This window comes from Achromobacter sp. 1012554356 (assembly GCF_059760815.1).
The window spans coordinates 36,192-61,062 of sequence record NZ_JCBANC010000024.1; the positions used below are offsets into that span (position 1 = coordinate 36,192).

The following is a 24,871-nucleotide window of genomic DNA, read 5'->3' on the forward strand; positions in this document are numbered from 1 at the left end:
CCATGGCTGACTCCCTGAAGAAGTACCGCGAAAAGCGCAACTTCGAGGTCACGTCGGAGCCCGCCGAGGGCGGCGAGGCAAACGAGGACGCGCGCGCCTTCGTCATCCAGAAGCACTGGGCAAGCCGGCTGCATTACGACTTCCGCCTGGAACTGGACGGGGCCATGAAGAGTTGGGCGGTACCCAAGGGACCTTGCTACGACCCGGCCGTCAAGCGCATGGCGGTCCAGGTCGAGGACCACCCGATCGCCTACAACCAGTTCGAGGGGCAGATCCCCGAGGGCCAGTACGGCGCGGGCAAGGTCATCATCTGGGACGAAGGCACGTGGATGCCGGTGGGTGATCCGCGCAAAGGCTACCGGGACGGCCATCTGAAGTTCGACCTGCAGGGCGCGAAGATGCAGGGCCGTTGGGCGCTGATCCGGCTGAAGGGCAAGGAGTCCGAAAAGCAGCCGCCCTGGCTGCTCATCAAGGACCGCGACGATTTCTCACGGCCAGAGCGGGATTTCAGCGTGGTGGATGAAATGCCGGACAGCGTGGTGCCGCTGCGCAAAATGGGGAAGGGCGCGGGTCCGAAAGACAAGGCCACGTCCAGATCCAACGCCCAACCCGCCTTGCCAGGCATAGCCGCCGACTTGCCCGCGCAACTCAAGCCCCAGCTTGCGACGCTGGTGGACGGCGTGCCGCAGCATGCCCCGGACTGGCTGTACGAGATGAAGTTCGACGGCTACCGGCTGGTCGCCCGGATCGAAGGCGAGGATGTCCGTCTGTTCACCCGCAACGGCCACGACTGGAGCGCCAAACTGCCGCATCTGGTCGAGGCCTTGCGCGCGTTGCCCGCCAAATGGGCGTGGGTCGACGGGGAGATCGTGATGCTGGACCGCGAGGGCATTCCGAACTTTCAGTCGCTGCAAAATGCCTTCGACAACGACCGGACGCAGGACATCGTGTTCTACGCCTTCGACCTGCCGTTCATCGGGCTGCGCGACTTGCGCCAGGAACCGCTGGGCGTGCGCCGGGCGCTGCTGCAGCAACTGATGGACACGGCTGAGGACGATCATCTGCGATTCAGCGAAGCCTTTGAGGCCGCGCCGTCGGATCTGGTGGCAACCGCGTGCAGGATGGGGCTGGAGGGCATCATGGCCAAGCGCCTGTCCTCGCCTTATGTCTCGCGCCGCAGCGACACCTGGGTCAAGGTCAAGTGCGCCCGGCGCCAGGAATTCGCCATCGTCGGGTATACGGCGCCCAAGGGCAGCCGCGCCGGGCTGGGGGCGCTCCTGCTTGCGGTCACTGAGCAGGATGGCAGCCTGCGCTATGCCGGCAAGGTCGGCACGGGCTTTGACGACGCGAGTCTCGTGTCCCTGCAGAAGCGCCTGGCGGCTATGGAAACAGACAAGAAACCGGTCGCGAATGCGCCGGCGGCCGGCGGCGTGCGCTGGGTCAAACCGGAATTGATCGCCGAAGTGTCGTTTGGCGAATGGACGAGCGGCGGCCACATCCGTCATTCCGTGTTCCGGGGCTTGCGGCAGGATAAGCCAGTGAAGGCGATTTCCAGGGAGAAGGCGGTGCCGGTCAAGGACATCGACAGTGAAACGCCCACCAGCAAAACCAGCCGCGCCAAGGGCGGCAAGCTCACCAATCCGGACCGGGTCATCGACCCGTCCACCAAGCTCACCAAACTGGATCTCGCTCGCTACTACGGCCTGATCTCGCCGCTGATGCTGGCGCATCTGAAGGGGCGGCCGGTGTCATTCCTGCGCGCGCCCGCCGGCATTCAGGGCGAATTCTTCTTCCAGAAGCACCTTGAAGCCGCCATGCCCGGCGTGAAATCCTTGCCCGCCAAGCTCGATCCGGATCATCCGCCGCTGCTTGAAGTCCCGACGGCAGAGGCCATCATGTCTGCCGTGCAGATGAACGTGGTCGAGTTCCACACCTGGAACGCCGTCAAAACATCCATCGGCAAACCGGATCGCTTGATGCTCGATCTGGACCCGGGCGAGGGCGTGCAATGGCCAACCATGCAGCAGGCGGCCAACCTGGTGCGCGTGCTGCTGCAGGAGATCGGCCTGCAGGCTTGGCTGAAGACCAGCGGCGGGAAGGGGCTGCACGTTGTCGTGCCGCTGCGAAAGCAGTACGACTGGGACACCGTGAAGCGGTTTTCCCAGGCGGTCGTCCAGCACCTGGCCCGCACGCTGCCGCAACTGTTCGTGGCCAAGAGCGGCCCGAAGAACCGCGTCGGAAAAATCTTCGCCGATTACCTGCGCAACGGTTTCGGCGCGACAACGGTATGCGCGTGGTCTGCCCGCGCCCGGCCGGGTCTGGGCATTTCGGTGCCGGTCACGTGGGACGAGCTGGACAAGCTCACCAGCGGGGCCCATTGGACGATTCAGGATGTCCACTCCCGGCTGGACGTGGGCAACACGCCTTGGGACGACTACGCGCCGCAATCGCTGACGGCCGCCATGTCTGCGATGGAGTTCAAGCCATGATGAGCACGCGTCCGCACCTGCGCCCCTCGGCTGTCGGGAATTGCAAATCGTTGCATCCGGCCCCCGGGGCATTGGCACAATGCTCGGAGCAGGATTTTCCTTGTGCAGCATGGATCTTCGAAGGAGGCTCCTTATGCCACCCCGCGTCGCCGCCTCAAGCGTCAAGGACCATCCGGATGGGTATGGAATCGTCAGCCGCGTCCTGCATTGGCTCATGGCCGTGCTGCTGGCATGGCAGTTCACCAGCGCGGCGTCGCGGCAATTCCTGCCGGACACGCCGATCGAGGATTTCTTCTGGGCCTCGCATACGTCGCTGGGCCTGTTGCTGCTGATCCTGGTGCTCGTGCGCGGCGCGTGGGCCATTGCCAACTGGGGAAAGCGGCCCGACAGCGGTTTGCTGGCGGGCTTTGGGCATCTTGTCCTGTATTTGCTGATGATCGCCATTCCCACGCTGGCGCTTTTGCGGGCCTATGGGCGGGGCAGGGGATATTCCGCCTTCGGCATCCAGATTTTCAGCCCCCGCGATCAGGAGATCGAAGACCTGGTCGAACTTGGCAACGCCTGGCACGGATTGCTGGGCTGGACGCTGCTGGCGCTGGCCGTGGGTCATATCACCATGGCCTTCCTGCACCGCAGGGCGGACGGGCGGCGCGTATTGACCCACATGACCAAGGGCTGACGGCCGGCGGGGCGTCTGCCACGGGAGGGAACCATGCAGCGCGATGAGCTTTTGGCATTGATGATCTCGGTTTCCGCACCCGCTCCCCGGCTGGACGAGTGGGATCGCGTGCTTTCCCTCTATGCGGGATACCTGGAAGGCGTCGCGCCCAAGCTGACCGAAAAGGAATTGGGCAACTTCATCGGCGCGGGCGCCATGTTCTACCGCACGCTGTGCCAGGCGGATTCCTATCGGCAGGAATCCGTTTGGGGGCGCCGCAAGAAGGAGGGTTAGTCCCCGCATGCAAACGTTTACATGGGCATGGGGCTTGCTGGCCTGCCGGCACGAAACCATTGATTCGTGCCAGGAAATGGCCAGCGAGAAGGACAGCACATGCTACGCAGACGGGTAAGACAGCCAATCCGCCGCCTCACCATCACACCCGCAGCGACCTTGGCCCGCGATCCGCCGCTGGCGGACGACGAACCGGAAGCACACCGGCCCGCCATCTGGGCAATCGGCGACGTACATGGCTGCTGCCAGTCGTTGGACGCCTTGCTGGCCAGCCCGGAGATCGCGGGCGACCCGGCCTGCAGGTTCTGGTTCGTCGGCGATCTCGTCAACCGGGGCCCCTCGAACGCGGAGACCCTGCGCCGGGTCATGTCCCTGGGCGACCGTGCCACGGTAGTGCTGGGCAACCACGATCTGCGCGCTCTGGGCATCGCCGCGGGCTGTCTCCGGCCGGACGCCCGCGACACCCTCGGCGATCTATTCGATGCGCCTGATGCCGAGCTGCTGTTGGATTGGCTACGCGCACAACCCCTCATCCACGTGCAGGACCGTCACGTCCTCGTGCATGCGGGCCTGTATCCCGGATGGGATGAGCGCCAAGGCATGGCGCATGCCGGGGAGGTCGAGTCCATGCTTCGGGACAGCGATTGGCGCCGCCACATGCGAACGCTCTCGGGCGCCGCGCCGCTCGCCTGGAGCGCCAAGCTGGACACGCAGCAACGCCTGCGCTTCATCGTCAGCGCGTTCACCCGCATGCGGCTGTGCACCCGCAACGCGGCGCTGGCGCCCGGCGCCAAGTCCACGCCGGGGCGCTGGCCCCGCGAAACCCTGCCTTGGTACGACCTGCCGCGGCAGTCGGGCGCCGACAGGACCATCGTGTTCGGCCACTGGGCGACGCTGGGCTTGCTCGTACGCTCGGACGCCGTGTGCCTGGACACGGGCTGCGTGACGGGCGGCCCGCTCACAGCTTATCGGCTGTCCGACCGCAAGCTGGTACAGGTGACGCGCGAGGCGCTCGCCCAGGTCGCCTGACCGGGGCCGGTCACGCGAACAGGCGGTACGCCACGCCCAGGCTGAAAAGCAGGGCGGTGCCGATGGCGTAGAAAGCCAGCGACAGCCAGGCACTCAGCGGCACGCGTACCGGCGCGTCGGTCTCGGCGTGGCGCCCGGCCGATTGCGGGTCAGGCAGGATTTCTTCGTTGGCGGCTTTGGGGCTGAGGCGCTGGCTGGCCACGGCGTCCGCGCCGCGGGCGATGGGCGGTATACCCAGGGAGATGAGGGGGCGGCCGGCGGGAGTCGGCGTCAGAACGGGTTCCGGTGAGCTCATGGAAAGCCTCCGCAGTTGGGGGTGGGTGACGAAAGGCGAAACGCCTACAGCAAGCAGCGTGCCCAACCCTTGCCCGTCAGCCGGACGGTCCGCGCATGGCCCACTTCCCGTCTCCTGCCCAAACACTTACGATACGGCAGGCGCCGGGCGTTTCTCGCCGCGCTTGCCCGAATCGACTGACACGTGACGGCCGCATTTCAACCACGGAGCATTCATGAACGGTTACCCAGATACTCTTCTCCTGATCGACAACGAATGGCGCGAGGCCCGCGGCGGCGCGCGCATCGACGTCGTGAACCCCGCCACCGGCCAGAAGATCGGCCAAGTGGCCAGCGCCTCCCGCGAGGACCTGGACGCCGCTTTGGCGGCAGCGCAACGCGGCTTCGAGACATGGCGCGACACCTCTGCCCACGAGCGCTGCGCCGTCATGCGCAAGGCTGCCGTCCTGCTGCGCGAGCGCGCGGACGACGTGGCGCGTCTGCTGACGCAGGAGCAGGGCAAGCCGCTCGCCGAAGCGCGCGGCGAAGTGCTGGCCGGTGCGGACATCATCGACTGGTTCGCCAACGAGGCGCTGCGCGTCTACGGCCGCATCGTGCCGTCGCGCAATCCGGCGGCCCAGCAATTGGTCATCAAGGAACCGGTTGGTCCCGTCGCCGCGTTCACGCCTTGGAACTTCCCGGTCAACCAGATCGTGCGCAAACTGGGCGCGGCACTGGCCACGGGCTGCTCCTTCCTGGTGAAGGCGCCGGAAGAAACCCCGGCCTCGCCGGCCGCGTTGCTCAACTGCTTTGTCGACGCGGGTATTCCGAAGGGCGTTCTGGGCCTGGTGTTTGGCTCGCCGGCCGAGATTTCCAGCTACCTGATCCCGCACCCGATCATCCGCAAGGTCACCTTCACCGGTTCCACGCCGGTCGGCAAGGAACTGGCTGCTTTGGCCGGCCGCCACATGAAACGCGTCACGATGGAACTAGGCGGTCACGCCCCGGTGATCGTGGCCGAGGACGCCGACGTCGAACTGGCCGTCAAGGCCTCGGGCGGCGCGAAGTTCCGCAATGCCGGGCAGGTCTGCATCTCGCCGACCCGCTTCCTGGTGCACAAGAACGTCAAGGCCGCCTTCGAGCAGGCCTTCGTGGCCCATGCCGAAAAGCTGAAGCTGGGCGACGGCCTGACCGAAGGCACCACGCTTGGCCCGCTGGCCAACGACCGCCGCCTGGCCGCCATGGACAAGATCGTCAAGAACGCGGCCGAGAAGGGCGCCCGCGTGGCAACCGGTGGTCAACGCGTGGGCGGCGCGGGCAATTTCTTCGCCCCGACGATCCTGACCGACGTGCCGCTCGACGCCGATATTTTCAACGAAGAGCCGTTTGGCCCCATTGCGGCCATCCGCAGCTTCGAAACCCTCGATGAAGCCATCCGCGAAGCCAACCGCCTGCCGTTCGGCCTGGCCGCGTATGGCTTCACCCGGTCGATCAAGACGGTGCACGAGCTCTCGCGCCGCCTTGAAGTCGGCATGCTCTGGGTCAACCAGCCCGCGACGCCTTCGGCTGAACTGCCGTTCGGCGGTGTGAAGGATTCGGGCTATGGCTCCGAGGGCGGTCCCGAGGCGCTCGAGGCGTACCTGGTCACCAAGGCCGTGTCGGTTGTGGGCGTCTAAGCCCGCGTCAGACCCTGCCTGACTAGAAACAGGCCGTATCCGAGTCACGTCGGATACGGCCTTTTCGTTTGTGGCCGTGGGTTCAGGTTTTGATTGCGCTTTCCTGCCGGCGCCCATCTTTTGGATGTCTCTCGTCTGGGCGATAGCCGCAGTCGCCTGCGCGCGGCAGAATCGGCGCTGCACACTCCGGCGCGCCGCGTTTTTCCTTCTTTCGATCCTTTCGCCGTTCTCCATTTGACAGGGTCGCTTACGCACCGTTGCCGGTCGCGCCCGCCGCCCGCAGGTAAGGTCTCTCTGACCATGTCGCCCCGGAGATAGACGTTTCGATGTTTTCCATGCCGCCCCTCAAGACCCTTGCCCGGCACAAGTCCCACGCCGGCCCGGCCATGAATTGGCTCAAGGAACGCAAGCAGTTCGTCAAGGCGCTGCTGTCCAACCCCGCGGCCGTTGGCGCAGTGGCGCCTTCCAGCGCGGCGCTGGCCGCTGCCATTACGGAATCGATCCAGCCGCGGGCCGGTAAAGTCCTCGAACTGGGCTGCGGAACGGGCGTGTTCACCCGGGAAATGCTGCGTAAGGGCATTGCGCCGTCCAGCCTGGTTCTGGTGGAGCAGGACTCCGACATGAGTTCCAGCCTGCGCAGCCAGTTTCCCGAAGCAGCCGTCCTGCAGGTGCCGGCGCAGGATCTGTCGCGGGACAGCCATCCGGAGCTGCATGGGATCAGCGCGGCCATTTGCGGCCTGCCGCTACGGAACATGAGCGGCGCGCATCACCATAAGCTGTTGACCGCCGTCTTCGAGGCGATGTCGCCGGGCGGCTCCATGCACTTTTTCACCTATGGCGTGAAATGCCCGATCTCGGCGGGGGTGCTTGACGCGTGTGGACTCCATGCGCGGCGGGTGCGCTTTGTGCCGATGAACCTGCCGCCGGCCTCTGTCTATAGCCTTAGCCGGACGCGCTGAGCGCGGGGCGGGCGCGTGGCGATGCTGGATCGGCTCGCGCGCCCGAGGGTAAGTCTTTTGGGGAGATGGCTATGCCAGGAACGTCAGCATGCCGTTGCTCAGGTCGTACATTGACCCGACGATCTTGATCTTGCCTTCCTTTTCCAGCCCGGCAAGGATCGGGCTGTTCTTGCGTATGGCCTCGACGGTGTGCAGCACATTCGTCCGCGCCACGGCGTCCACGAACTGGCCATTCTTGCCGCTCCGGTCTCCCGTGTACTTCGTTGCCTCGACCGCCGGCTTGATGACGTCCAGCAGGCCGGTCAGGTGGCCGAGCTGGACATTGTCGATCGCCCCGGCCACCGCGCCGCATGCGGTGTGGCCCATCACCAGAATCACCTTGGCGCCCGCCGCCGCGCAGGCGAACTCCATGCTGCCCAGCAGATCGTTGTTGGAGATGTTGCCGGCGATCCGCCCATTGAAGGTATCGCCGATGCCCGTATCCAGAATGATCTCGGCGGGCGCGCGCGAATCGATGCAGCTCAGGATCACCGCTGCCGGGAACTGACCTAGCGCGCTGGAACGCTTCTGCGCAAGATAGTCGTGCTTCTGAGGCTTACCCGCCCGGAAGCGCGCGTTGCCCCGTTTCATCATGTCAATCACCTGGTCCGGCGTCATCGCATCGCGCTGCGCCTGCGTCAGCGATGCGGCCTGCGCATCGCTGGGCACAAACGTCACGCCGGCCATCGCTGCCGCGCCCGCGCCAACACCGGCCTTCAACCAGCCACGCCGTCCCAGGTCCAGAGGGTGCCCAGCCATGCAACAATCCTTGATCGCTTCCATGAGGTGTCCCCTATAAGCAGCCCACAACGATAGACCGCGGGACGCGGCTACTCGATGATGGGCCGGCCACACATGCCGCTTTCGCGGCGAGAGACATTCTGTTCCTGTTTGCGGCGGTGAACAATGGTCTCGCGCGCGGCCCTATTTTTCTTGTTTTCGTGCCGGATGAGTGGCATAGTTTTTCGCACGACGGGCCCCAGGGCGGCTTCGGGGCGGTTCGACAACGAATGCGAAAGGTGCCCCATGCGATACCTGTACATCGTATTGATCGTGTTGCTCACGGCGATGGTTCTGTCGTTCAAGATCCAGAACTTCGAATCCGTCACCCTGACGCTCTGGACCTCCACCTTCACTTTGCCGGCGTCGGTTCTCGTCATCGGCGTCTACATCCTGGGCATGCTCACAGGCGGCTTTCTGCTCAGCCTGCTGCGTTCCGCCTTCCGTGGGGCCACCGGCCGTCCCGCCGGTCCCACCACCTGACGATTCCCCAAGCGCCACCCGGTTAGCCGCCGTGCGTCCGCAGTCAGGGCGCGAACGCGTACTTAGGAGCAATCCCGATGAAACGGTTATTCCTTGTCTTGTCCACGTGCGTGCTGGCCGGCTGCGCCGGCACGGTCGCGACGAAGAACGATCTGGCCAAGTACGGCACGCCGCCCAGTGACGACGACCTGTACCAGTACATGTCGACGCTACGCGATTCCATGCCGCCCACCCGGTACGTCAGCTATCGCGACAAGGGATATGCCGAATCCGTGAAGAAGACCACGGTTGTGGGCGAGGACGGCAAACCGGTGTCCGCCTGGCAGTATGACTTTGAAGTCGCCGGCTACGACCAGGCTGGCCCCGACCAGCCGCAGTGGACCGCGCGGCGCGTCGTGTTCTTCAACGGCCGCGCGATAGGCGGTTTCGATGCGAATGGGAAGTTCATGCGCACCAGCGCCCAGCCGCCCGGCGCGGCTGCGCCCGCGCCCGCAGCCACGCCGGCGCAGCCGCGCTAGGCCCGGCATTCCCCATTCCGCCGTTCCGGAGAACCCATCATGCACAAGCCTCAGCAGGCCACCCCGCGTCGCCCCCTGACCCTTATCGCCGCAGGCGGCATCCTTGGCCTGGCGGCCATCCTAGCCGGTTGCGCCAACCCGTCGGCGTCCTCGCGCGTCTACACCTTCGACCAGGCGCAGCGCGCCCAGACCGTCACCCTTGGCTATGTGATCGGCGTGCGGCCCGTCACCATCCAGGCCAGCCAGACCTCGGGCCTGGGCGTCATTGCCGGCGGCGCGCTGGGCGCCGTCACGGGTAGCGCCGTGGGCGGCGGCTCGGGACGCCGCATCACCACCGTCGGCGGCGCGGTCGGCGGCGCCATGGCCGGCAACGCCATCGAAAACGCCAGCGCGCGCAGGGCTGGCCTGGAAATCACCGTGCGCCTGGATTCGGGCGACGTGCGCGTCATTACGCAGGAAGCGGACGTGCCGATTTCGACCGGCCAGCGCGTCCAGATCGTCACGCAGGGCGGTGTCAGCCGCGTTGGAGGTATCTGACGCGGCGGTAGCGGCATCCGGCGCCGGGGTTCGGCCGGATGCGGTGATTAGGGCGGCAATTCTCCGCAGATTTTGCGGAGAATAGCCGTCTTAAGATTCACTTCATCCTGTCGCGTATAGTCGGCGCATGCGTATCCTACTGGCCGAAGACGATGTATCCCTGGGCGAGTCGATCGAGTCCTGGCTGGAGCTCGACGGCTACGTCGTCGACCGCGTGACGCGCGGCGATCTTGCCGAGACCGCGCTTGCCACTCACGACTACCACTGCGTGCTGATCGACCGCGGGCTGCCCGGCATGACGGGTGACGACCTGCTGCGGCGGCTGCGCGCGCGGCGGGACAACGTGCCGGCCATCATGATCACCGCCCGCGACGCGGTGCCCGACCGCATCGAAGGCCTGGACTTGGGCGCGGACGACTATCTCGTCAAGCCGTTCGACCTGGAGGAACTGTCGGCGCGCATCCGCGCCGCCTTGCGCCGCCGCGACGGCAACGCCACGCCGGCCCTGGAACACGGCGGTGTCTCGCTCGATGTCGCCGCCAAGCAGGTCCGTTACCAAGGTGCGCAGGTGGAGCTGACGGCGCGTGAATTCGCCATCCTGCACGCGCTCATCCGCCATCCCGGCCACATCGTGTCCCGCGCGCAACTCGAAGAAGCCCTGTACGGCTGGGGCGACGAAGTCGAAAGCAACACGATCGAAGTGCACATCTACAACCTGCGGCGCAAGCTGGCGGCGGATCTCATCAAGACGGTGCGGCGCCAGGGCTACAGGCTGGCGGACTGACATGCGCTGGCGCAAGACGGCACCCAACACCACGTCCAATCCCCCGCGCGGCTATTCCCTGCGGCGGCGACTGATCGGCACGACGCTCGGCTCCAGCATCCTGGTCGGACTCGTCAGCACGCTCATCGTGCTGGCCATCGCGCGCAAGGAAGTCAACGACGCTTACGACGACTGGCTGGAAGAGGGCGCGCGGCTGGTCCTGGCCCTGGGCGAGGGCAGCATCGGCCGCGTGGCTGGCGAACGCGCCCCGGCCGACACGCAGCCTGCGCTGCGGCTGGACTACCAACTGGTGTCGCGCACGGGAGAGGTGCTTCTGCGCGGTGAAGACGCACCCAAGCGGCCGTTCGTTGATCCCGAGCGACGCGGTGACCGCTATTACAACGTGCGTGCCGACGGCGAGGACTGGCGCGTCTACGTGCGCCATCACGACACCCTGGGGTTTTCGGCGCAAGTCGGTCAAGAGATGGACGACCGCACCGATCTCATCTGGGACATGCTCGAATCGCTGGCCTGGCCGCTGGTCGGCCTGTGGGTGCTGCTGGGGCTGATCAACTGGTTCCTGATCTGGCGGCTGCTCAAGCCGCTTGCGCGCATGACGCGCGGCATCGAGGCCAAATCGCCGACAGACCTGTCGCCCGTGGCGGAGGAGAGCAGGGCGTATGAAGTCCAGTCGATCACGGCGGCGCTGAACCGCCTGTTGGGCCGCCTGGATCACGCCCTTGAAGCGGAACGGCGCTTCACGGCAGACGCCGCGCACGAGCTGCGCACACCGCTCGCCGCGCTGGCGTCGCGGATCCAGGTGCTGCAACGCAGCCATCCCGCCGAACAGGCCCCGGCGCTTGCCGCCCAATTGCAGCGTTTGCGCGCCGACATGATGCGCACGACCAGCCTGGTTGAAAACCTGCTGCAGCTTGCGCGCCTGGACCCGCAGTCGGCCGATGCCATGCCCCGCGAGCGGCTGGACCTGCCCAACCTGCTGCAGGATGCCGCCGACGCCTGCGCGCCCATGGCGGCGGCACATGGCACGACGATAGCGATTGCCGCCCGCGAGGCCGCACTGGCCGGCAACCGGGATGCGCTCTTTACCGCCTTGCGCAACCTGATCCACAACGCGGTGTCGTACGGCCGCCAAGGCGGGCAGGTGCAGGTCGCTGCCGAACGCGCGGGCCAATATGTCGCGCTCAGTGTGAAAGACGACGGCCCCGGCGTGGCCCCGGCTGATCTCGAACGGTTGACGCAGCGTTTCTACCGGGTATTGGGCACGAATGTCCCGGGTAATGGCCTGGGCCTGTCCATCGTCGCGCGCGTGGCCGACATGCACCGCGGGCAATTGCGGTTCGGGCCGGGACTGGACGGCCGGGGGCTGGGCGTCACGCTCCTCGTGCCCATCGACACTGCGGTCTGACCACAACAATTTCGCATCCGTGCCCAAGGCTAAGATCTGCTTCATCTTCGGGGCGTCAAATGAAGCCATGTTCAACAACGAAGCGCAATTTGCGCAAGGAGCTGCACCATGACCCAGATCACCCGTCGTTCCACTTTCATCCGCACGTTCCTGGCCAGCGCGGTGCTGGCCGGCGCCACCGTGGCGGGCGTGGCGCATGCGCAGGGCTACACCGGTCCCAGCACCGGCAAACCGGCGGCCCAAGGTTATAGCGGCCCCAGCACGGTGGCCGTCACCACGGTCAAGGAACTGCTGGCCAATGGCCGCGATGACCAGAACGCCATCCTGCGCGGCCGGATCGTCTCGCACGACGGCGACGATCACTACACTTTCGACGACGGCACGGGCCAGATCCGCGTCGAGATCGACAACGACGATTTCCCCGCCGGCCAGAAGATCGACGACAAGACCCAGGTCGAACTGCGCGGCGAACTGGACCGCGATCGCAACAACGTCGAGTTCGATGTGGACAGCGTCCGCGTGATGTAAAGAGCGTGCGGAGGGCGCATACGGTATTCTGTCGGCCTCAAGTCAATACCCGTACCTGTTTGTCGTGAACCCCGTAACGCCCCCCGCCGCGGTCCAACTGCCCGAAGCCACCATCCGCGCCACTGTCCGGTTGCCCATCCGTCTTGCCGACGGCTCCGAGGCGCAGGCGTTGGCGTACAGCTTTCACGGCCTGGCCGACGCCCGAGACCATCTCGCCCTCAAATTCGGGCAGCCCGGCCCGCAGCCGCTCGTCCGGCTGCATTCCGAGTGCATGACCGGTGACGTCTTCGGCTCGCTGCGCTGCGACTGCGGCCCGCAATTGCAGGAAGCGCTTCGCCTCATGAGCCAGGAGGGCGGCTATCTGCTGTACCTGCGCCAGGAAGGGCGCGGCATCGGCCTGTATTCCAAGATCGACGCGTATCGGTTGCAGGAATTGGGCTATGACACCTATACCGCCAATCTGGAACTGGGCCACGGCCTGGACGATCGCGACTACACGCCGGCGGCGCAAATGCTGCGTGCATTGGGCGTCGACAATCTGGAACTGCTCACGAACAATCCCGACAAGCGCACCCAGCTCGAACACATGGGCATCCGGGTGAGCGGTTGCCGGCTGACGGGGGTCTATCCCAACGAGCACAACAAGGGCTATCTGCTAGCCAAGGCGCTGCGCACGCAGCACCGGATCGAGCTCGGTCAGACCGAGGAATGACAGGTTTGCCCGACTGATAGCCGGTCACCGGCCCCGCGAGTTCTGCGCGCGGCATCCGAGTCCAACTGTTCATGCGCGCCCCCCGGGCGCGTAACTATATGCAAGTTGAATGTGATGTTATAACATTGCGTCGTTCCGCCGTGGTTCCAGCACCGCCCGCCAAATGAGCGCCGGTCGTCCAACCCGCGATACGCAGCAATTTCATCCATTCGAGAAGTCAATGAAGAAGCATCACCACTCGGCGCCGCAAGACCGCCGGCAACGCCGGAGCGCGCGCGCTGCCATGGCCGCGATCACCCTGGGCTCCGTCTGCGCCGCGCAAGGCGCCGAAGTGTCCCCCGCAAACCCGCCGTCCGCGCAACGCGTTGCAGTCAGCCCGCAGCCGGTCGAACTGAACCCGGTCGTCGTCACTGCCACCCGGAACGAGCAGCGCCGGGACGATGTCGCCTCGTCGATGGAAGTGGTGGACGGAAACACGCTGGATGAGACGGTGGGCAACACGTTCCTGGACCGGCTGAAGAAGAACGCCAGCGTCGACGTGATCCAGTATCCGAATGGCTTGGCGGGTATCGGTTTGCGCGGATTGCGGCCCAACTTCGAGTTCACCATCAACCCGCGCACGCTGGTGTTGATCGATGGCCGTCCGTCCGGATCGACCAGCTTCACGACCTTGTCGCCCGAGAGCATCGAGCGCGTGGAGGTCTTGAAAGGTCCGGCGTCGTCGCTGTACGGCGCCTCGGCCATGGGTGGGGTGGTCAACATCATCACGCGCCGTTCCAGCGGGCCGATCGGCGGCTCAGTGAGCGTGGGCTATGGGTCGTTCGACACCCGGCAGACGGATCTGGCGCTGGGCGGATCCATCGACGACCGCACCGACTTCGACCTGGCGCTTGGCTACGTGAACCAGCATGGCGATTTTCGGACCGGCGCCGGAGAAAAGCGGCCGAACAGCGACTTCCGGCGCACCTCGGGCAAGGCCCGTATCGGCAGCGATCTGACCGACCGCGTGCGCATCGACGCGACGCTCGACTGGGCAGACCTGAACAACAACGCGCCGGGCCCGGTCAGTTTCGACCCGCCCAACGCGTCTGCCAACCAGACTGACCGCCTGGGTGGCGATGTGCGGTTGCAAGTCTCGCCGGACGACCACCTGGTCACGGCGGTGTTGTATGCCTCGCGCGAAAACTACAACTACCTCACCGTGCCGCCCGCGGCGTCGCGCTACCGTTCCAGCCGCACCGAGTCGCGTTATGTCGGCATGCAACTGCAGGATGTGTGGACGCTAACCCCGCAACACACCTTGACCTACGGCACCGATTGGCAGCGTGTGGAGGCCGACCGCTACAGCTACAACGCGAGCGGCGACCGGCTCGCGCCCTACAGCCCGAATGAACGCCGCGACAGCAACGGCATCTTTGCCGAGTGGGGCAGCCGCTGGCTGGAGGATCGCCTGATCCTGACGCTGGGCGGGCGCATGGACTGGATCGAATCGAGCACCCTGTCCACGCCGTACAAGAACACGTTCTCGCCGGGTTCGTCGCGCTTCACCAGTTTTAATCCGCGGGGCGGCGCCGTATACAAGCTCAATGAGTTCTGGCGCGTGCATGGGTCCGCCGGCACCGCATTCGCGCCACCGCAGGGCAGCGAACTGGCGGGCGAAAACGTCGAGTACGCCGGAGCCCAGCGGCGCGTCAGCATGGGCAATGCAAACCTCAAGCCCGAGCGCAATCGCAGTTGGGACCTGGGCCTGGGCTATGCCGACGATCGCGTCGACGCCGACCTGACCTATTTCGATTCACGCATCCGCGATCGCATCCGCTCGGCCATCGTCAGCAACACGCCGCAGGAGCGGATCAGCAGCTACGAGAACGCCAATGACTCGCGCATGCGCGGCATCGAAGCCCGGCTGGCGGTGGATGCCGGGCAGTGGTTCGGTCTGCCGGCCAACCGCGTGGGCGTGTCGGGCAGCCTTACGCGCCTGATCCAGGCGGAAGACTTCGATGCGAGCGGCCCGGTGCCCATCCGCAACGTCGCCAAGTGGAAGGCAAACATGTCGCTTACCGTCAGCAACGGTCGGGCATTGTCGGCCACCGTGACCGCGCGTCACGTCGGCACGCGCTATGACAACGACAACAGCCAGGGAAGCATCTACACCAGCGGACGGGGCGGCGTGTTCGGCAACGAACCCTTCACCGTGGTCGACCTGAGCGCACGCTGGAACGTCACGCCAAAGGATTCGCTGCGCTTTGACGTGGCCAACCTGTTTGACCGCGACTATTACGAAAAGGCCGATTACGTGATGCCCGGCCGCGCCTATTACCTGCGTTACACGCGGATGCTGTAAGCCATGGAGATCAAGTCCCTGCTGGAAGGCATCGCGCAATTGCTGTTCCAACCCGTCATCGCCTTGCTCATCGTCCTGGTGGCATGGACGCTCATCGCGCTGGGCATGTTTGGGCGTAGCGCGATGCAACGGCTGCGTGGGCGGCGGTCGGCCGTTGCGCGCTACACGGCGCGCATCGACGACGCAGCGCAGGCCGCCGACGATCCCGTGGACATCCGGATAGAACAGGTGCTGGCCGAGGCCGACCATGCCAGCCTCCGGTCGCTCAACGCGGTGCGCTTTGCGGTCCGGTGCGGACCGTCGCTCGGCTTGATCGGCACGCTGATCCCGATGGCGGCCGCCCTCAGCGGTCTGGCGCAGGGCGACCTGCCCGCGCTGGCGAACCATATGGTGGTGGCGTTCTCGTCCACCATCGTGGGCATCGCTGTCGGGGTGGTGGCGCACGTCATCGTCATGGTGCGCGAGGGATGGCAGCGGCAGGATCTGGACGCGATCCGGCTGCATGCCGAGCGCGTGCTGCGCCGCCATGAGGCCGCCGCTGACGGAGCCGTCTCGTGAAGCCGTGCATGCGGTTCGCCCGGCGGCACGGCGACAGCGCGGTCCACGACGATCCGCTGGCCGGCGTGGCCAACCTGTTCGACGCAAGCCTTGCCTTCATCGTTGCGATGGCGCTGGCGCTGTTCTCGGTGCTGGGGTCGACCGACCTCCTGAGCGACGACGCCAGCTGGACGCTCACGCGCACTACCGCCGATGGAACGCTGGAGGTGGTGAGCAAGGAGAAGCAGCAGATCAAGGTCGAACGCGTGACCGACCAGAAACTGTCGGGGCAGGGCCATCGCCTGGGCACTGCCTACCGGCTTCCCGACGGCCAGGTCGTCTACGTTCCCGAACAAGGCGCGCCGGCGTCCAAGTAAGCGATGAAACTCCAGTTGAACAAATACCCCGCGTTGCAGCGATATCTGGCCTTCACGCTGCTTTTCATAGTGGCCTCGCTGCTGTCGATGATGGGCGTCGCGCCCCTGCTGGCCGCACCCGCGCCGCCGCGGATCGCCGTCGTGTCGATCGAAGTTGCCCAGCAGCCGACCACGCTGCGCGCAGCCGTTCAGCGCCTGGCCGGCCGGTTCCAGATCGACCTGTTCGGGCTCGGATCGGGGCAATTGCCGGGAATCGACAATGTGGACCTGGCGGCGTATGACCTCGTCCTGGTGGAAGGCGTCGGGCCGAAGCTTGCCCAATACCGCAGCCAGTTCGATGCGGCGGGCGCGAGCACGCGCGTGCTGGTGATCAACGGATCGGAATGGCTGCGCGGCAACGTGGCGGCGGACAGCGTCCCGGACGCCATCGTCTACTGGCGCAACGCCACGGTCAGCAATTACGTCCGGCTCTTTGGTTACCTGGGGGCACGTCTGTTGGGAATGCCGGGCGAGGTCCAACCACCCGTCCGATACGCCGACCATGCTTATTACCACCCCGCGCATGCCCAGGCGTTCGAATCGCCCGCGGACTACATGGCATGGATGGGCCAGCGGCTGCCGGACGCATCCGTCAGGCCTCGGGTCGGCATCATGTTCTACCGCAGCCTCGCGCTGGGCGAGAACACGGGCGTGATCGATGCGCTCATCACACAAGTCGAACGGCAGGGCGGTCTGCCAGTGCCGATCTGGCGCAGCGATAGCCGTGATTCGCTGCAATCGTTCATGGGACCGGATGGCCGCGCGGCCATCGATGTCCTGATCCTGTGCGCCAGCCAGATCGATTACCGCGATCATCGCGCCGGCGTGGAACAGGCGAGGGCGCTGGGCGTCACCGTCCTGGGCTGCACCACCGATTACACGCGCACCCCGGACGAATGGCGGCGCGACATAGGCGGCTTCGCGCCGGATCGCAGCGGACAGTTGGCCTTGTCGGAGGTCAGCGGCATCGTCGAGCCCATGATGGTCGGCGCGCGAACCGTGCAACCCGACGGCGCGGTGCGCCATGTGCCGATCCCCGAGCAGATCGAATGGCGTGTCGCCCGGGCGCTGGCCTGGGCCCGGCTGCATCGCATGGCCAACCACGACAAACGGATCGTCGTCGCCTTCCACAGTGAGGCCGCGGACCAGGCGGACGTGGGCAGCGACCCTGACACCTATCTCGATGCGCAGGCCAGCCTGGCCGCGTTGCTCAGGCGATTGCAAGCAGAGGGCTACGATGTGGGCGACGCCGCACTGCCCGACGCCGCGCACCTTGCCCAAGTGATGGCGCGCGACGCGTCCAACATCGATGGCGGCCTGTGGGATCCGTCCCAGCCGGCGCGCGACCCTGCGAAGACGCAGGCCGCGCAGGACGAAATGGCGCGGCGCGTGAGCGACGGCAATGCGGTGCTGCTGCCGGAAGCCGACTACCTGCGCGCCTATGCACGGCTGCCGCAAGCGCTGCGCGCGCAGACCGAAGCGCAATGGGGCCCGCCGCCCGGCCGGCTCATGGTGCATACCGCTTCCGATGGCAAGCGCGCAATCGTGCTGCCCATTCTGCGATTCGGCAAGGTCGCGCTGATGCCGCATCCGGTGTGGGGCTATCTGCAGGATGCCGGGGCGCTGCGTTCGACGGGTGCGCTGGCGCCGCACCATCAGTACATCGCGTTTTATCTCTGGATGCAGCAGTCATGGCAGGCCGACGCCTATCTGCCGATCTTCACGCAACTGTCGCTGATGCCCGGCAAACAGCAGGGGCCCGGCCGCGACGACTGGGTGGGCGCGCTGATCGGAAATGTGCCGCACATCCAGCCCACGCCGTTGCAGGCCAACGGCGGCGTGGGCAACAAGCGCCGCACGCAGGCCGTGACGATCGGATTCATGCCGCCCATCGGCCGTCTGCCTGCTGCGCCGCACGTGCAGGCGCTGCGGCAGGCGCTCGAAGCGGCCAGCCCCTCGGCCCCCGCCACGCAGGACGCGGCGCGCGCTGCGGCGCAGCCGTTTGCCACGGCGCTCGATGTGGACCCGCAGACGGCCGACTGGCCAACGCTCGCGTCGGCCCTGCAGGCCTATCTGCAGGAGATGGACAGCGCCGTCACCCCGATCGGCGGTCACGTGCTGGGAGAGGCGCCGGGGCCGGACACGGTAGCGAGCATGGTGCAGGCCATGCTGGCGGGCGACTCGGCCGACGCACCCGCGATCGGCGCGGTGCGCGCCGTGCTGGACGGCGACCCGTCCGCGCTGCCGGCGGAGACCGCCGCCCGGATTCAGGCCTACACCGAACGCATCCTGGCCGCGCCGCAAGAGATGGACGCCGTGATCGGCGCGCTGGCCGGCCGCTATGTCCCGCCGGGACCCATGGCGGACGCCATCCGCAACCCGGACGCGCTGCCGCCTGGCCGAAATCCCTACACCTCTGAAACCCGGCGTCTCCCGACGAAGCAGGCGTGGGAGCAGGGAGCAAAGCTGGCCGACGAGCTGGTCGCCAACTACCAGCGCGAGCATGGCGCGGTGCCCGGCAAGGTCGCCTTCGTGCTGTGGTCTGGCGAGTCCGCGCAGAACGAAGGGATGATCGAAGCGCAGATCATGCGGCTGCTCGGCACCCGGCCCGTCTGGAATCCGCGGGGCGAAGTGATCGACGTGGAGCTGGATGACCGCGCGGCATTGGGGCGTGCGCGCGTCGATGTGCTGGTCACCACGTCAGGTACCTACCGCGATCATTTCCGCGACAAGATTGCCATGCTTGCCAAGGCCGCACGGCTGGCCGCGTCCGCGCCGGAGGCCGACAACCCGGTGCGGCAGAGCGAACAAAGTACGCGCCGCATCCTGATCGCGGCGGGCGTCGCTCCCGGCGAAGCCGCCACCCGCGCCGGACGGCGCATCTACTCGACAGCGCCCGGCGCCTATTCGCCATCGACCCAATTTGCCATTCAGGCCGGGGCGGAATGGACCGACGAACGGCTGGCCCGGCTGTATACGGACAGGCTTGGCCATGCCTACGGGGAAACCGACTCGGGCGCGGCCGACGCCGAGGCCTTCGCCGCCCAGCTTTCGGGCGTGGACGCGGCCGTCTTCAGCCGCAGCTCAAACGCGTATGGCTTGCTGGACACCAGCATGCCCGCCGCGTATCTGGGCGGAATCGGCATGGCGGTGCGCCAGCAGACCGGACGCCAGATCAGCAACTACGTGGCCGATACGCGAAACATGCGGCGGGGCGACGTGCGGATGGAATCGCTGTCGCGCACGTTCAACCGCGAGCTGGCCACCCGCTACCTCAATCCCGCGTGGATCCAGGCGATGCAGGGTAGCGGCTACAACGGCGCCCGCTACATGGCCGAGCTGCCGGCCAATCTGCTGCTGTGGGACACCACCACACCGGATCTCGTCAGCGACGCGGACTGGGCGCACGTCAAGGAGGTGTATGTCGACGACAAGCATGACCTCGGCCTGAAGACTTACTTCGAGGCCAGCAATCCGGCGGCACGCGAAAACCTGATCGAGACCCTGCTGGCGGCCATCGACCGGGGCGCCTGGAAGGCCGACGGGCAGCAGCGTAGCGAATTGGCTGCCGCGCTGGCAGACAGCCGGCAGGCCGCGCGCAACGCCTGCGGGGCCGCGGACTGCGGCGCATCGCCGGGCGGGCAACAGGCGCCGGCTCGCGTGCCGGGCGGCGAGACTGGCGACCAGATGGGCGAGGGCGCCGTCGTCGAAGGCTATGCGCTGCAAGCGCGCCAGGCCGCCGACGCGCCGGATCCCGCCGCTTCACGACATTGGCCGCTGGCGCTGATCGCCTTGGCCGCCATATTGGCAGGCATGCTCCTGCGCCCAAGATGGTGACGCGTTGAAAGGGCTGTGCCCGCATTGCCACGCGCTGGCGAACGGCGGCCGGGTCGAGGCGCATCCGCGTCTGATGTACCGTGGCGTCCAGCGGGTGGACGCCACTGCACCGGAACATGCAGGTCGCCGCCATGCGCATTTTTCGTGCTCGGCCTGCGGGACGTTATGGATCCGCTCGTACGACCGATGGGGCGCTGCGTACGGGATGCAGCTCAACCCGAATCAGATTTAGCCGCCGCTGCGGGTTCCTTGACCTAGGACAAACCCTTATACTCTGGCCCGGTCATTGAGACGCATTGCTGACTGAGTGGCCGTCTCGTTTTGGAATCCCTTATGAATCAACAACATAAAGACCTGTCCGCGCTCGCAAAAGTGTGGCTGTTTGTGCTGGGCGCGTGCATTCTGGCCGCCGGGCTGTTTTTCGGTTACCACGGCGCGCGTCTGGTGGCCCTGAATGGAAGCTGGTATTTCGTGGTGTGCGGCGTTGTGCTCGCCATCTCCGGCATCCAGATCGCCCGCCGCCGCGCCAATGGCGGCCTGCTTTTCGCGCTGGCGCTGATCGGCACCGCCATCTGGGCAGTCATCGACGTCGGCCTGCAATTCTGGCCGCTCGTCTCCCGCGTGCTGGTGTTCGTGGGCTTCGGCATCCTGGTCGCGCTGTCGCAGCCGCTGCTGCGCCGCGCGCAGAAGCTGCCGGCCAATCCGGCGCCGGCCCGCATTGCCGCCGCCGTGCTGGCGCTGGCCTTCATCGCGACCGTGGCCGGCATGTTCGTGCCGCACGCGCCCGTGTCGCAAGGCGAGACCCTGGCGCTCAAGCCCGTCGCACCCGGCCAGGAACAAAAGGACTGGGCGCACTACGGCAACACCGCCGGCGGTACCCGCTTTGCAGCGCTGGACCAGATCACGCGCGACAACGTGAAGGACCTTGAGGTTGCCTGGACCTACCGTACGGGCGACACCCCCGTCAGCCCCGGTGGCGGCGGCGCCGAAGACCAGCAGACCCCGCTGCAGATCGGCAACCGCGTATTCCTGTGCAGCCCGCACAACAACGTGATCGCGCTGGACGCCACCACGGGCAAGGAACTCTGGAAGGTCGAGATCAACGCCAAACAGAAGAAGTGGATGCGTTGCCGCGGCCTGGCCTATTTCGATATCGATGCGCCGCTTGAGCAGCCCACCGTCGAGGGCGCGACGCCGGTCAAGGCCGTGAGCCTGGGCGCCGGCGCCGCCTGCCGCCGCCGCATCCTGATGAACAGCGTGACGCCCGAGCTGATCGCACTGGACGCCGACACCGGCGCCTTCTGCGCCGATTTCGGCAAGCAAGGCCGCGTGGATCTGCGCGCCGGCATGGGCAAGGGCGCCGACAAGGGCGAGTACTACCCGACCTCGGCCCCGACGCTGGCCGGCACCACCATCGTGATCGGCGGCCGCGTGGCGGACAACGTCAGCACCGATATGCCTGGCGGCGTGGTGCGTGGCTTCGACGTGATTACCGGCGAGCTGCGCTGGGCCTTCGATCCGGGCAATCCGGAAGACCAGGCCGCGCCCGCCGACGGCCAGACCTACGCACGCTCGACCCCGAACGTGTGGGCGCCGATGTCGTATGACGCGCAGTCGAACACCGTGTTCATGCCGGTGGGCAGCGCCGCCGTCGACCTGTGGGGCGTGAAGCACACTGCGCTCGACCGCAAGTACGGCGCGTCCGTGCTGGCCGTCGATGCCAGCACCGGCCGCGAGAAGTGGGTCTACCAGACCGTGCATGACGACCTGTGGGACTTCGACGTCCCGATGCAGCCGTCCTTCGCCGACTTCCCCGTCGACGGCAAGACCGTGCCGGCGCTGGTGTTCGGCACCAAGGCCGGCCAGATCTTCGTGCTGGACCGCCAGACCGGCAAGCCGCTTACGCGCGTCGAAGAGCGCAAGGTGCCAGCCGGCAACATCCCCGGCGAAACCTACTCGCCGACCCAGCCGTTTTCCGTCGGCATGCCTTCGATCGGCGCGAACGACATGAAGGAATCGGACATGTGGGGCGCCACGCCGTTCGATCAGCTGCTGTGCCGCATCCACTTCAAGTCCAAGCGCTACACGGGCCTGTTCACGCCGCCGGGCACGGATCCGTCGCTGAACCTGCCGGGTTCGCTGGGCGGCATGAACTGGGGTGGCATCTCGATCGACCCGGTGAACGGCTACCTTTTCATCAACGACATGCGCGTCGGCCTGGAAGTGCAACTGGTCGAAGCCGGCGCCAACGCCAAGAAGAGCGACGGCAATGAAGCCGCCGCGATCCAGGGCCCCGTGGCCCTGTCCGGCACGCCCTATGCGATCAACGCCAAGGTGCGTTTCATGTCGCCGCTGGAGATCCCGTGCCAGGCGCCGCCGTTCGGCACGCTGACGGCCGTGGACCTGAAGACGCAGAAGATGGTCTGGCAGGTGCCGGTCGGCACCGTGCAGGACACCGGCCCCTTCGGCGTCAAGCTGGGCCTGCCGATCCCGATCGGCATGCCCACCATCGGCGGCACGCTCGCCACGCAGGGCGGTCTGGTGTTCATCGCCGCCACGCAGGACTACTACCTGCGCGCCTACGATGCCGGGACGGGCAAGGAAGTGTGGAAGGTCCGCCTGCCGGTCGGCAGCCAGGGCACGCCCATCAGCTACAAGTCGACCGCCGATGGCAAGCAGTACATCGTCATCTCGGCCGGCGGCGCCCGCAACTCGCCGGACCGCGGCGACTACGTGATCGCTTACGCATTGCCGGGCAAGATCTGAACGGTGCGGTAAGCGTAGGATCAAGGCGCTCTTCGGAGCGCCTTTTTCTTTGGGTCAAAGCCGGGATTGCAGCGTGCGGGTGCGGTACAGCTTGTACAACGCCACCGGGGCGCCCACCAAGCCGATTATTGGCTGTAGCGATGCTTCCCCGTCTTGATGAAGAGATCCGAAAAGTTTTCCCAGTCGTTTAGGAACACAAACATCTCTCCCTCATCGCCTTCGCAAAGCGCCGAGCCCCGGCTGCTTTCTTCCCAGAACGAGAAGAACGGCAGGCGACGAATGTCGTTCAGCCGCACCAGGCGGTCTTTCACGACGGTCAGGCCAAAGTAGGTGGTAGTCATCTCCGCAGCCTCTTCATAAGTCGCTGAAAAATAAGGATCGTAGTCGGGAAGGCATGCAACCTGGAATAGCCGGAAGGCGTAGTGCGCAGGGGGTGTCGCTAACAAAATGTAATAGATAATCCCTGGCGACATCGGCAAGATAAATGAATATCGCAAGAAACGAGACGAGTTACCCCGCACTCGAGTAGTGCATTCTGAGCGTCTCCGTCGGCATTCGCCGCGTGCATTTCCCCTGTTATGTGACCAGCATTGCGTGTTACCCATGCGCCAGCGCACTGGCGTGCCGTCTTGAATACCGAGCAGTACGGAGGGGTACGTGAAGCAGCAGTTGAAAGTTGGACTGACGGTGGCCGGCGTGCTTCTTGGAGCCAGCGCGCTGGGCGCCTATGTCGCGGGATTCAGCTTGACGTCAAAGCCCGCCGCTGTCGCGGCGATGCTGGGCGACGGCAAGCAAGGGCCGGCCGGCATGGCCTGGATCCCGCCTGCGGAATTTCTGATGGGCAACGACCACAAACTCTCGCAGCCGAACGAGTTGCCTGCTCATCGGGTTCGAGTCACCGGTTTCTGGATGGACGTACACGATGTCACGAATGCGGAATTCCGCCGTTTCGTCGATGCCACGGGCTATGTGACGACGGCGGAGCAAAAGCCGAAGTGGGAAGACTTGAAAGTGCAGCTTCCCCCGGGCACGCCGCGTCCGGACGAGACCTTGCTGGTGCCGGGCGCCATGGTCTTTATCGGGACCGAATCGGAAGTGTCTTTACGCGATTACAGCCGCTGGTGGCGGTTCGTGCCAGACGCGAATTGGCGTCAACCGCAAGGACCGGGCAGCAATATCACCGGCAAGGACGACCATCCCGTTGTCCAGGTCTCCTACGACGATGCGCAGGCGTATGCAAAGTGGGCAGGCAAGCGTCTGCCCACGGAAGCGGAATGGGAGTTCGCCGCGCGTGGCGGCTTCGAACAGGCGACCTATGCTTGGGGCGATGAGCTCAGCCCCGGCGGCAAGCCCATGGCCAACATCTGGGATACGCGGCAACAGCAGCCGTTCCCGGTGGTCAAGGACGAGAAGATCCAGGTTGGCACGACGCCGGTCGGCACGTTCCCGGCCAACGCGTACGGCCTCTATGACATGGCCGGCAACGTCTGGCAGTGGACGGCAGATTGGTACCGCGCGGATGCGTTCCGCATCCAGGCCCAGTACCGGCAACCGCCACAAGACCCCGCCGGACCCGCGGACAGCTTTGACCCCGACGACGGAAACGTCCCCGCGTCCGCGCCAAAACGCGTCACGCGAGGCGGCTCTTTCCTGTGCAGCGACACCTACTGCATCAGCTACCGCGCCAGCGCGCGGCGGGGCAACGACCCCTTGAACGGCATGTCCCACCTTGGCTTTCGCACAGTGATGACGCCTGAACAATGGAAGCAGGCGCAAAGCCAGTCAGGACGCGTCGCCAGCCGTTGAT

At 66.1% G+C, this 24,871-nt stretch carries 22 protein-coding genes; 19 read left to right on the forward strand and 3 right to left on the reverse strand.

Annotation, left to right across the window (positions count from 1 at the left end; genetic code table 11):
* Positions 1-2 precede the first annotated feature (2 nt).
* From ligD to AC6LJW_RS14400, 4 genes are all read left to right on the forward strand, one after another.
* A complete protein-coding gene (ligD, locus tag AC6LJW_RS14385) occupies positions 3-2,489 on the forward strand; it encodes a DNA ligase D (RefSeq protein ID WP_498087618.1) in 2,487 nt (828 codons plus the stop codon).
* 133 nt (positions 2,490-2,622) lie between these two features.
* The gene (locus AC6LJW_RS14390; RefSeq protein ID WP_056561380.1) at positions 2,623-3,168 is read left to right on the forward strand and encodes a cytochrome b; all 546 of its coding nucleotides are present in this window, start codon (positions 2,623-2,625) and stop codon (positions 3,166-3,168) included.
* Positions 3,169-3,201: 33 nt separating this feature from the next.
* A complete protein-coding gene (locus AC6LJW_RS14395) occupies positions 3,202-3,441 on the forward strand; it encodes a hypothetical protein (protein ID WP_056561378.1) in 240 nt (79 codons plus the stop codon).
* A gap of 99 nt (positions 3,442-3,540) precedes the next feature.
* Positions 3,541-4,470: a symmetrical bis(5'-nucleosyl)-tetraphosphatase gene (locus AC6LJW_RS14400; protein ID WP_498087619.1), complete on the forward strand. Its 930-nt coding sequence runs from the start codon at positions 3,541-3,543 to the stop codon at positions 4,468-4,470.
* A 10-nt stretch (positions 4,471-4,480) separates the two neighbouring features.
* On the opposite strand, the gene AC6LJW_RS14405 is transcribed toward AC6LJW_RS14400, so the two are convergent.
* The gene (locus AC6LJW_RS14405) at positions 4,481-4,765 is read right to left on the reverse strand and encodes a hypothetical protein (RefSeq protein WP_056561376.1); all 285 of its coding nucleotides are present in this window, start codon (positions 4,763-4,765) and stop codon (positions 4,481-4,483) included.
* 214 nt (positions 4,766-4,979) lie between these two features.
* Between AC6LJW_RS14405 and AC6LJW_RS14410 the strand changes: the two genes are divergently transcribed.
* Together AC6LJW_RS14410 and AC6LJW_RS14415 are read left to right on the forward strand one after the other, a co-directional pair.
* Positions 4,980-6,419 carry an NAD-dependent succinate-semialdehyde dehydrogenase gene (locus AC6LJW_RS14410; protein WP_498087620.1) on the forward strand — a complete coding sequence of 480 codons (1,440 nt, stop codon included), beginning with the start codon at positions 4,980-4,982 and terminating at the stop codon, positions 6,417-6,419.
* Positions 6,420-6,754: 335 nt separating this feature from the next.
* Positions 6,755-7,378, forward strand: a complete 624-nt coding sequence (locus AC6LJW_RS14415; RefSeq protein ID WP_234015627.1) for a class I SAM-dependent methyltransferase — start codon at positions 6,755-6,757, stop codon at positions 7,376-7,378.
* Between the two features lie 69 nt (positions 7,379-7,447).
* Here AC6LJW_RS14415 and AC6LJW_RS14420 read toward each other — a convergent pair whose 3' ends face one another.
* Positions 7,448-8,176, reverse strand: coding sequence for a carbonic anhydrase family protein (locus AC6LJW_RS14420; protein ID WP_156395094.1), 729 nt, complete (start codon positions 8,174-8,176; stop codon positions 7,448-7,450).
* Between the two features lie 267 nt (positions 8,177-8,443).
* On the opposite strand from AC6LJW_RS14420, the gene AC6LJW_RS14425 reads away from it, so the two are divergent.
* The 12 genes from AC6LJW_RS14425 (at position 8,444) to AC6LJW_RS14480 (ending at position 23,064) form a co-directional block, all read left to right on the forward strand.
* Positions 8,444-8,680, forward strand: a complete 237-nt coding sequence (locus AC6LJW_RS14425) for a LapA family protein (protein ID WP_056561369.1) — start codon at positions 8,444-8,446, stop codon at positions 8,678-8,680.
* 77 nt (positions 8,681-8,757) lie between these two features.
* Positions 8,758-9,198, forward strand: coding sequence for a hypothetical protein (locus AC6LJW_RS14430; RefSeq protein ID WP_056561367.1), 441 nt, complete (start codon positions 8,758-8,760; stop codon positions 9,196-9,198).
* A gap of 39 nt (positions 9,199-9,237) precedes the next feature.
* The gene (locus tag AC6LJW_RS14435) at positions 9,238-9,735 is read left to right on the forward strand and encodes an outer membrane lipoprotein (RefSeq protein WP_427984525.1); all 498 of its coding nucleotides are present in this window, start codon (positions 9,238-9,240) and stop codon (positions 9,733-9,735) included.
* A gap of 127 nt (positions 9,736-9,862) precedes the next feature.
* Positions 9,863-10,519: a response regulator transcription factor gene (locus AC6LJW_RS14440; protein WP_498087621.1), complete on the forward strand. Its 657-nt coding sequence runs from the start codon at positions 9,863-9,865 to the stop codon at positions 10,517-10,519.
* A 1-nt stretch (position 10,520) separates the two neighbouring features.
* Positions 10,521-11,924: an ATP-binding protein gene (locus tag AC6LJW_RS14445; protein WP_498087622.1), complete on the forward strand. Its 1,404-nt coding sequence runs from the start codon at positions 10,521-10,523 to the stop codon at positions 11,922-11,924.
* A gap of 108 nt (positions 11,925-12,032) precedes the next feature.
* Positions 12,033-12,452, forward strand: a complete 420-nt coding sequence (locus AC6LJW_RS14450; protein ID WP_056561360.1) for a YgiW/YdeI family stress tolerance OB fold protein — start codon at positions 12,033-12,035, stop codon at positions 12,450-12,452.
* A gap of 130 nt (positions 12,453-12,582) precedes the next feature.
* On the forward strand, positions 12,583-13,164 hold the full coding sequence (gene ribA, locus AC6LJW_RS14455) for a GTP cyclohydrolase II RibA (protein WP_304438791.1): 582 nt from the start codon (positions 12,583-12,585) through the stop codon (positions 13,162-13,164).
* Between the two features lie 283 nt (positions 13,165-13,447).
* Positions 13,448-15,508 carry a TonB-dependent receptor gene (locus AC6LJW_RS14460; protein WP_498087623.1) on the forward strand — a complete coding sequence of 687 codons (2,061 nt, stop codon included), beginning with the start codon at positions 13,448-13,450 and terminating at the stop codon, positions 15,506-15,508.
* 3 nt (positions 15,509-15,511) lie between these two features.
* Positions 15,512-16,066, forward strand: coding sequence for a MotA/TolQ/ExbB proton channel family protein (locus AC6LJW_RS14465; RefSeq protein ID WP_056561358.1), 555 nt, complete (start codon positions 15,512-15,514; stop codon positions 16,064-16,066).
* Between the two features lie 8 nt (positions 16,067-16,074).
* The gene (locus AC6LJW_RS14470; protein ID WP_056566503.1) at positions 16,075-16,422 is read left to right on the forward strand and encodes a DUF2149 domain-containing protein; all 348 of its coding nucleotides are present in this window, start codon (positions 16,075-16,077) and stop codon (positions 16,420-16,422) included.
* A gap of 15 nt (positions 16,423-16,437) precedes the next feature.
* Positions 16,438-20,298, forward strand: coding sequence for a cobaltochelatase subunit CobN (locus tag AC6LJW_RS14475; RefSeq protein WP_498087624.1), 3,861 nt, complete (start codon positions 16,438-16,440; stop codon positions 20,296-20,298).
* A gap of 333 nt (positions 20,299-20,631) precedes the next feature.
* Positions 20,632-23,064 carry a membrane-bound PQQ-dependent dehydrogenase, glucose/quinate/shikimate family gene (locus tag AC6LJW_RS14480; protein ID WP_498087625.1) on the forward strand — a complete coding sequence of 811 codons (2,433 nt, stop codon included), beginning with the start codon at positions 20,632-20,634 and terminating at the stop codon, positions 23,062-23,064.
* 125 nt (positions 23,065-23,189) lie between these two features.
* Here AC6LJW_RS14480 and AC6LJW_RS14485 read toward each other — a convergent pair whose 3' ends face one another.
* On the reverse strand, positions 23,190-23,405 hold the full coding sequence (locus AC6LJW_RS14485; protein ID WP_056561352.1) for a hypothetical protein: 216 nt from the start codon (positions 23,403-23,405) through the stop codon (positions 23,190-23,192).
* A 316-nt stretch (positions 23,406-23,721) separates the two neighbouring features.
* On the opposite strand from AC6LJW_RS14485, the gene AC6LJW_RS14490 reads away from it, so the two are divergent.
* On the forward strand, positions 23,722-24,870 hold the full coding sequence (locus AC6LJW_RS14490; RefSeq protein WP_498087626.1) for a formylglycine-generating enzyme family protein: 1,149 nt from the start codon (positions 23,722-23,724) through the stop codon (positions 24,868-24,870).
* Position 24,871: the final 1 nt, after the last annotated feature.

Excerpts from the sequence above, each read along its gene's own strand:
- AC6LJW_RS14410 (WP_498087620.1), top strand. The coding sequence starts at position 4,980 with ATGAACGGTTACCCAGATACTCTTCTCCTGATCGACAACGAATGGCGC.
- AC6LJW_RS14415 (WP_234015627.1), top strand. The coding sequence starts at position 6,755 with ATGCCGCCCCTCAAGACCCTTGCCCGGCACAAGTCCCACGCCGGCCCG.
- AC6LJW_RS14425 (WP_056561369.1), top strand. The coding sequence starts at position 8,444 with ATGCGATACCTGTACATCGTATTGATCGTGTTGCTCACGGCGATGGTT.
- AC6LJW_RS14405 (WP_056561376.1), bottom strand. The coding sequence starts at position 4,765 with ATGAGCTCACCGGAACCCGTTCTGACGCCGACTCCCGCCGGCCGCCCC.
- AC6LJW_RS14485 (WP_056561352.1), bottom strand. The coding sequence starts at position 23,405 with ATGACTACCACCTACTTTGGCCTGACCGTCGTGAAAGACCGCCTGGTG.
- AC6LJW_RS14465 (WP_056561358.1), top strand. The coding sequence starts at position 15,512 with ATGGAGATCAAGTCCCTGCTGGAAGGCATCGCGCAATTGCTGTTCCAA.
- ligD (WP_498087618.1), top strand. The coding sequence starts at position 3 with ATGGCTGACTCCCTGAAGAAGTACCGCGAAAAGCGCAACTTCGAGGTC.
- AC6LJW_RS14420 (WP_156395094.1), bottom strand. The coding sequence starts at position 8,176 with ATGGCTGGGCACCCTCTGGACCTGGGACGGCGTGGCTGGTTGAAGGCC.
- AC6LJW_RS14460 (WP_498087623.1), top strand. The coding sequence starts at position 13,448 with ATGGCCGCGATCACCCTGGGCTCCGTCTGCGCCGCGCAAGGCGCCGAA.
- AC6LJW_RS14390 (WP_056561380.1), top strand. The coding sequence starts at position 2,623 with ATGCCACCCCGCGTCGCCGCCTCAAGCGTCAAGGACCATCCGGATGGG.
- AC6LJW_RS14430 (WP_056561367.1), top strand. The coding sequence starts at position 8,758 with ATGAAACGGTTATTCCTTGTCTTGTCCACGTGCGTGCTGGCCGGCTGC.
- AC6LJW_RS14435 (WP_427984525.1), top strand. The coding sequence starts at position 9,238 with ATGCACAAGCCTCAGCAGGCCACCCCGCGTCGCCCCCTGACCCTTATC.
- AC6LJW_RS14440 (WP_498087621.1), top strand. The coding sequence starts at position 9,863 with ATGCGTATCCTACTGGCCGAAGACGATGTATCCCTGGGCGAGTCGATC.
- AC6LJW_RS14450 (WP_056561360.1), top strand. The coding sequence starts at position 12,033 with ATGACCCAGATCACCCGTCGTTCCACTTTCATCCGCACGTTCCTGGCC.
- AC6LJW_RS14445 (WP_498087622.1), top strand. The coding sequence starts at position 10,521 with ATGCGCTGGCGCAAGACGGCACCCAACACCACGTCCAATCCCCCGCGC.
- AC6LJW_RS14470 (WP_056566503.1), top strand. The coding sequence starts at position 16,075 with ATGCGGTTCGCCCGGCGGCACGGCGACAGCGCGGTCCACGACGATCCG.
- AC6LJW_RS14395 (WP_056561378.1), top strand. The coding sequence starts at position 3,202 with ATGCAGCGCGATGAGCTTTTGGCATTGATGATCTCGGTTTCCGCACCC.
- AC6LJW_RS14480 (WP_498087625.1), top strand. The coding sequence starts at position 20,632 with ATGAATCAACAACATAAAGACCTGTCCGCGCTCGCAAAAGTGTGGCTG.
- AC6LJW_RS14400 (WP_498087619.1), top strand. The coding sequence starts at position 3,541 with ATGCTACGCAGACGGGTAAGACAGCCAATCCGCCGCCTCACCATCACA.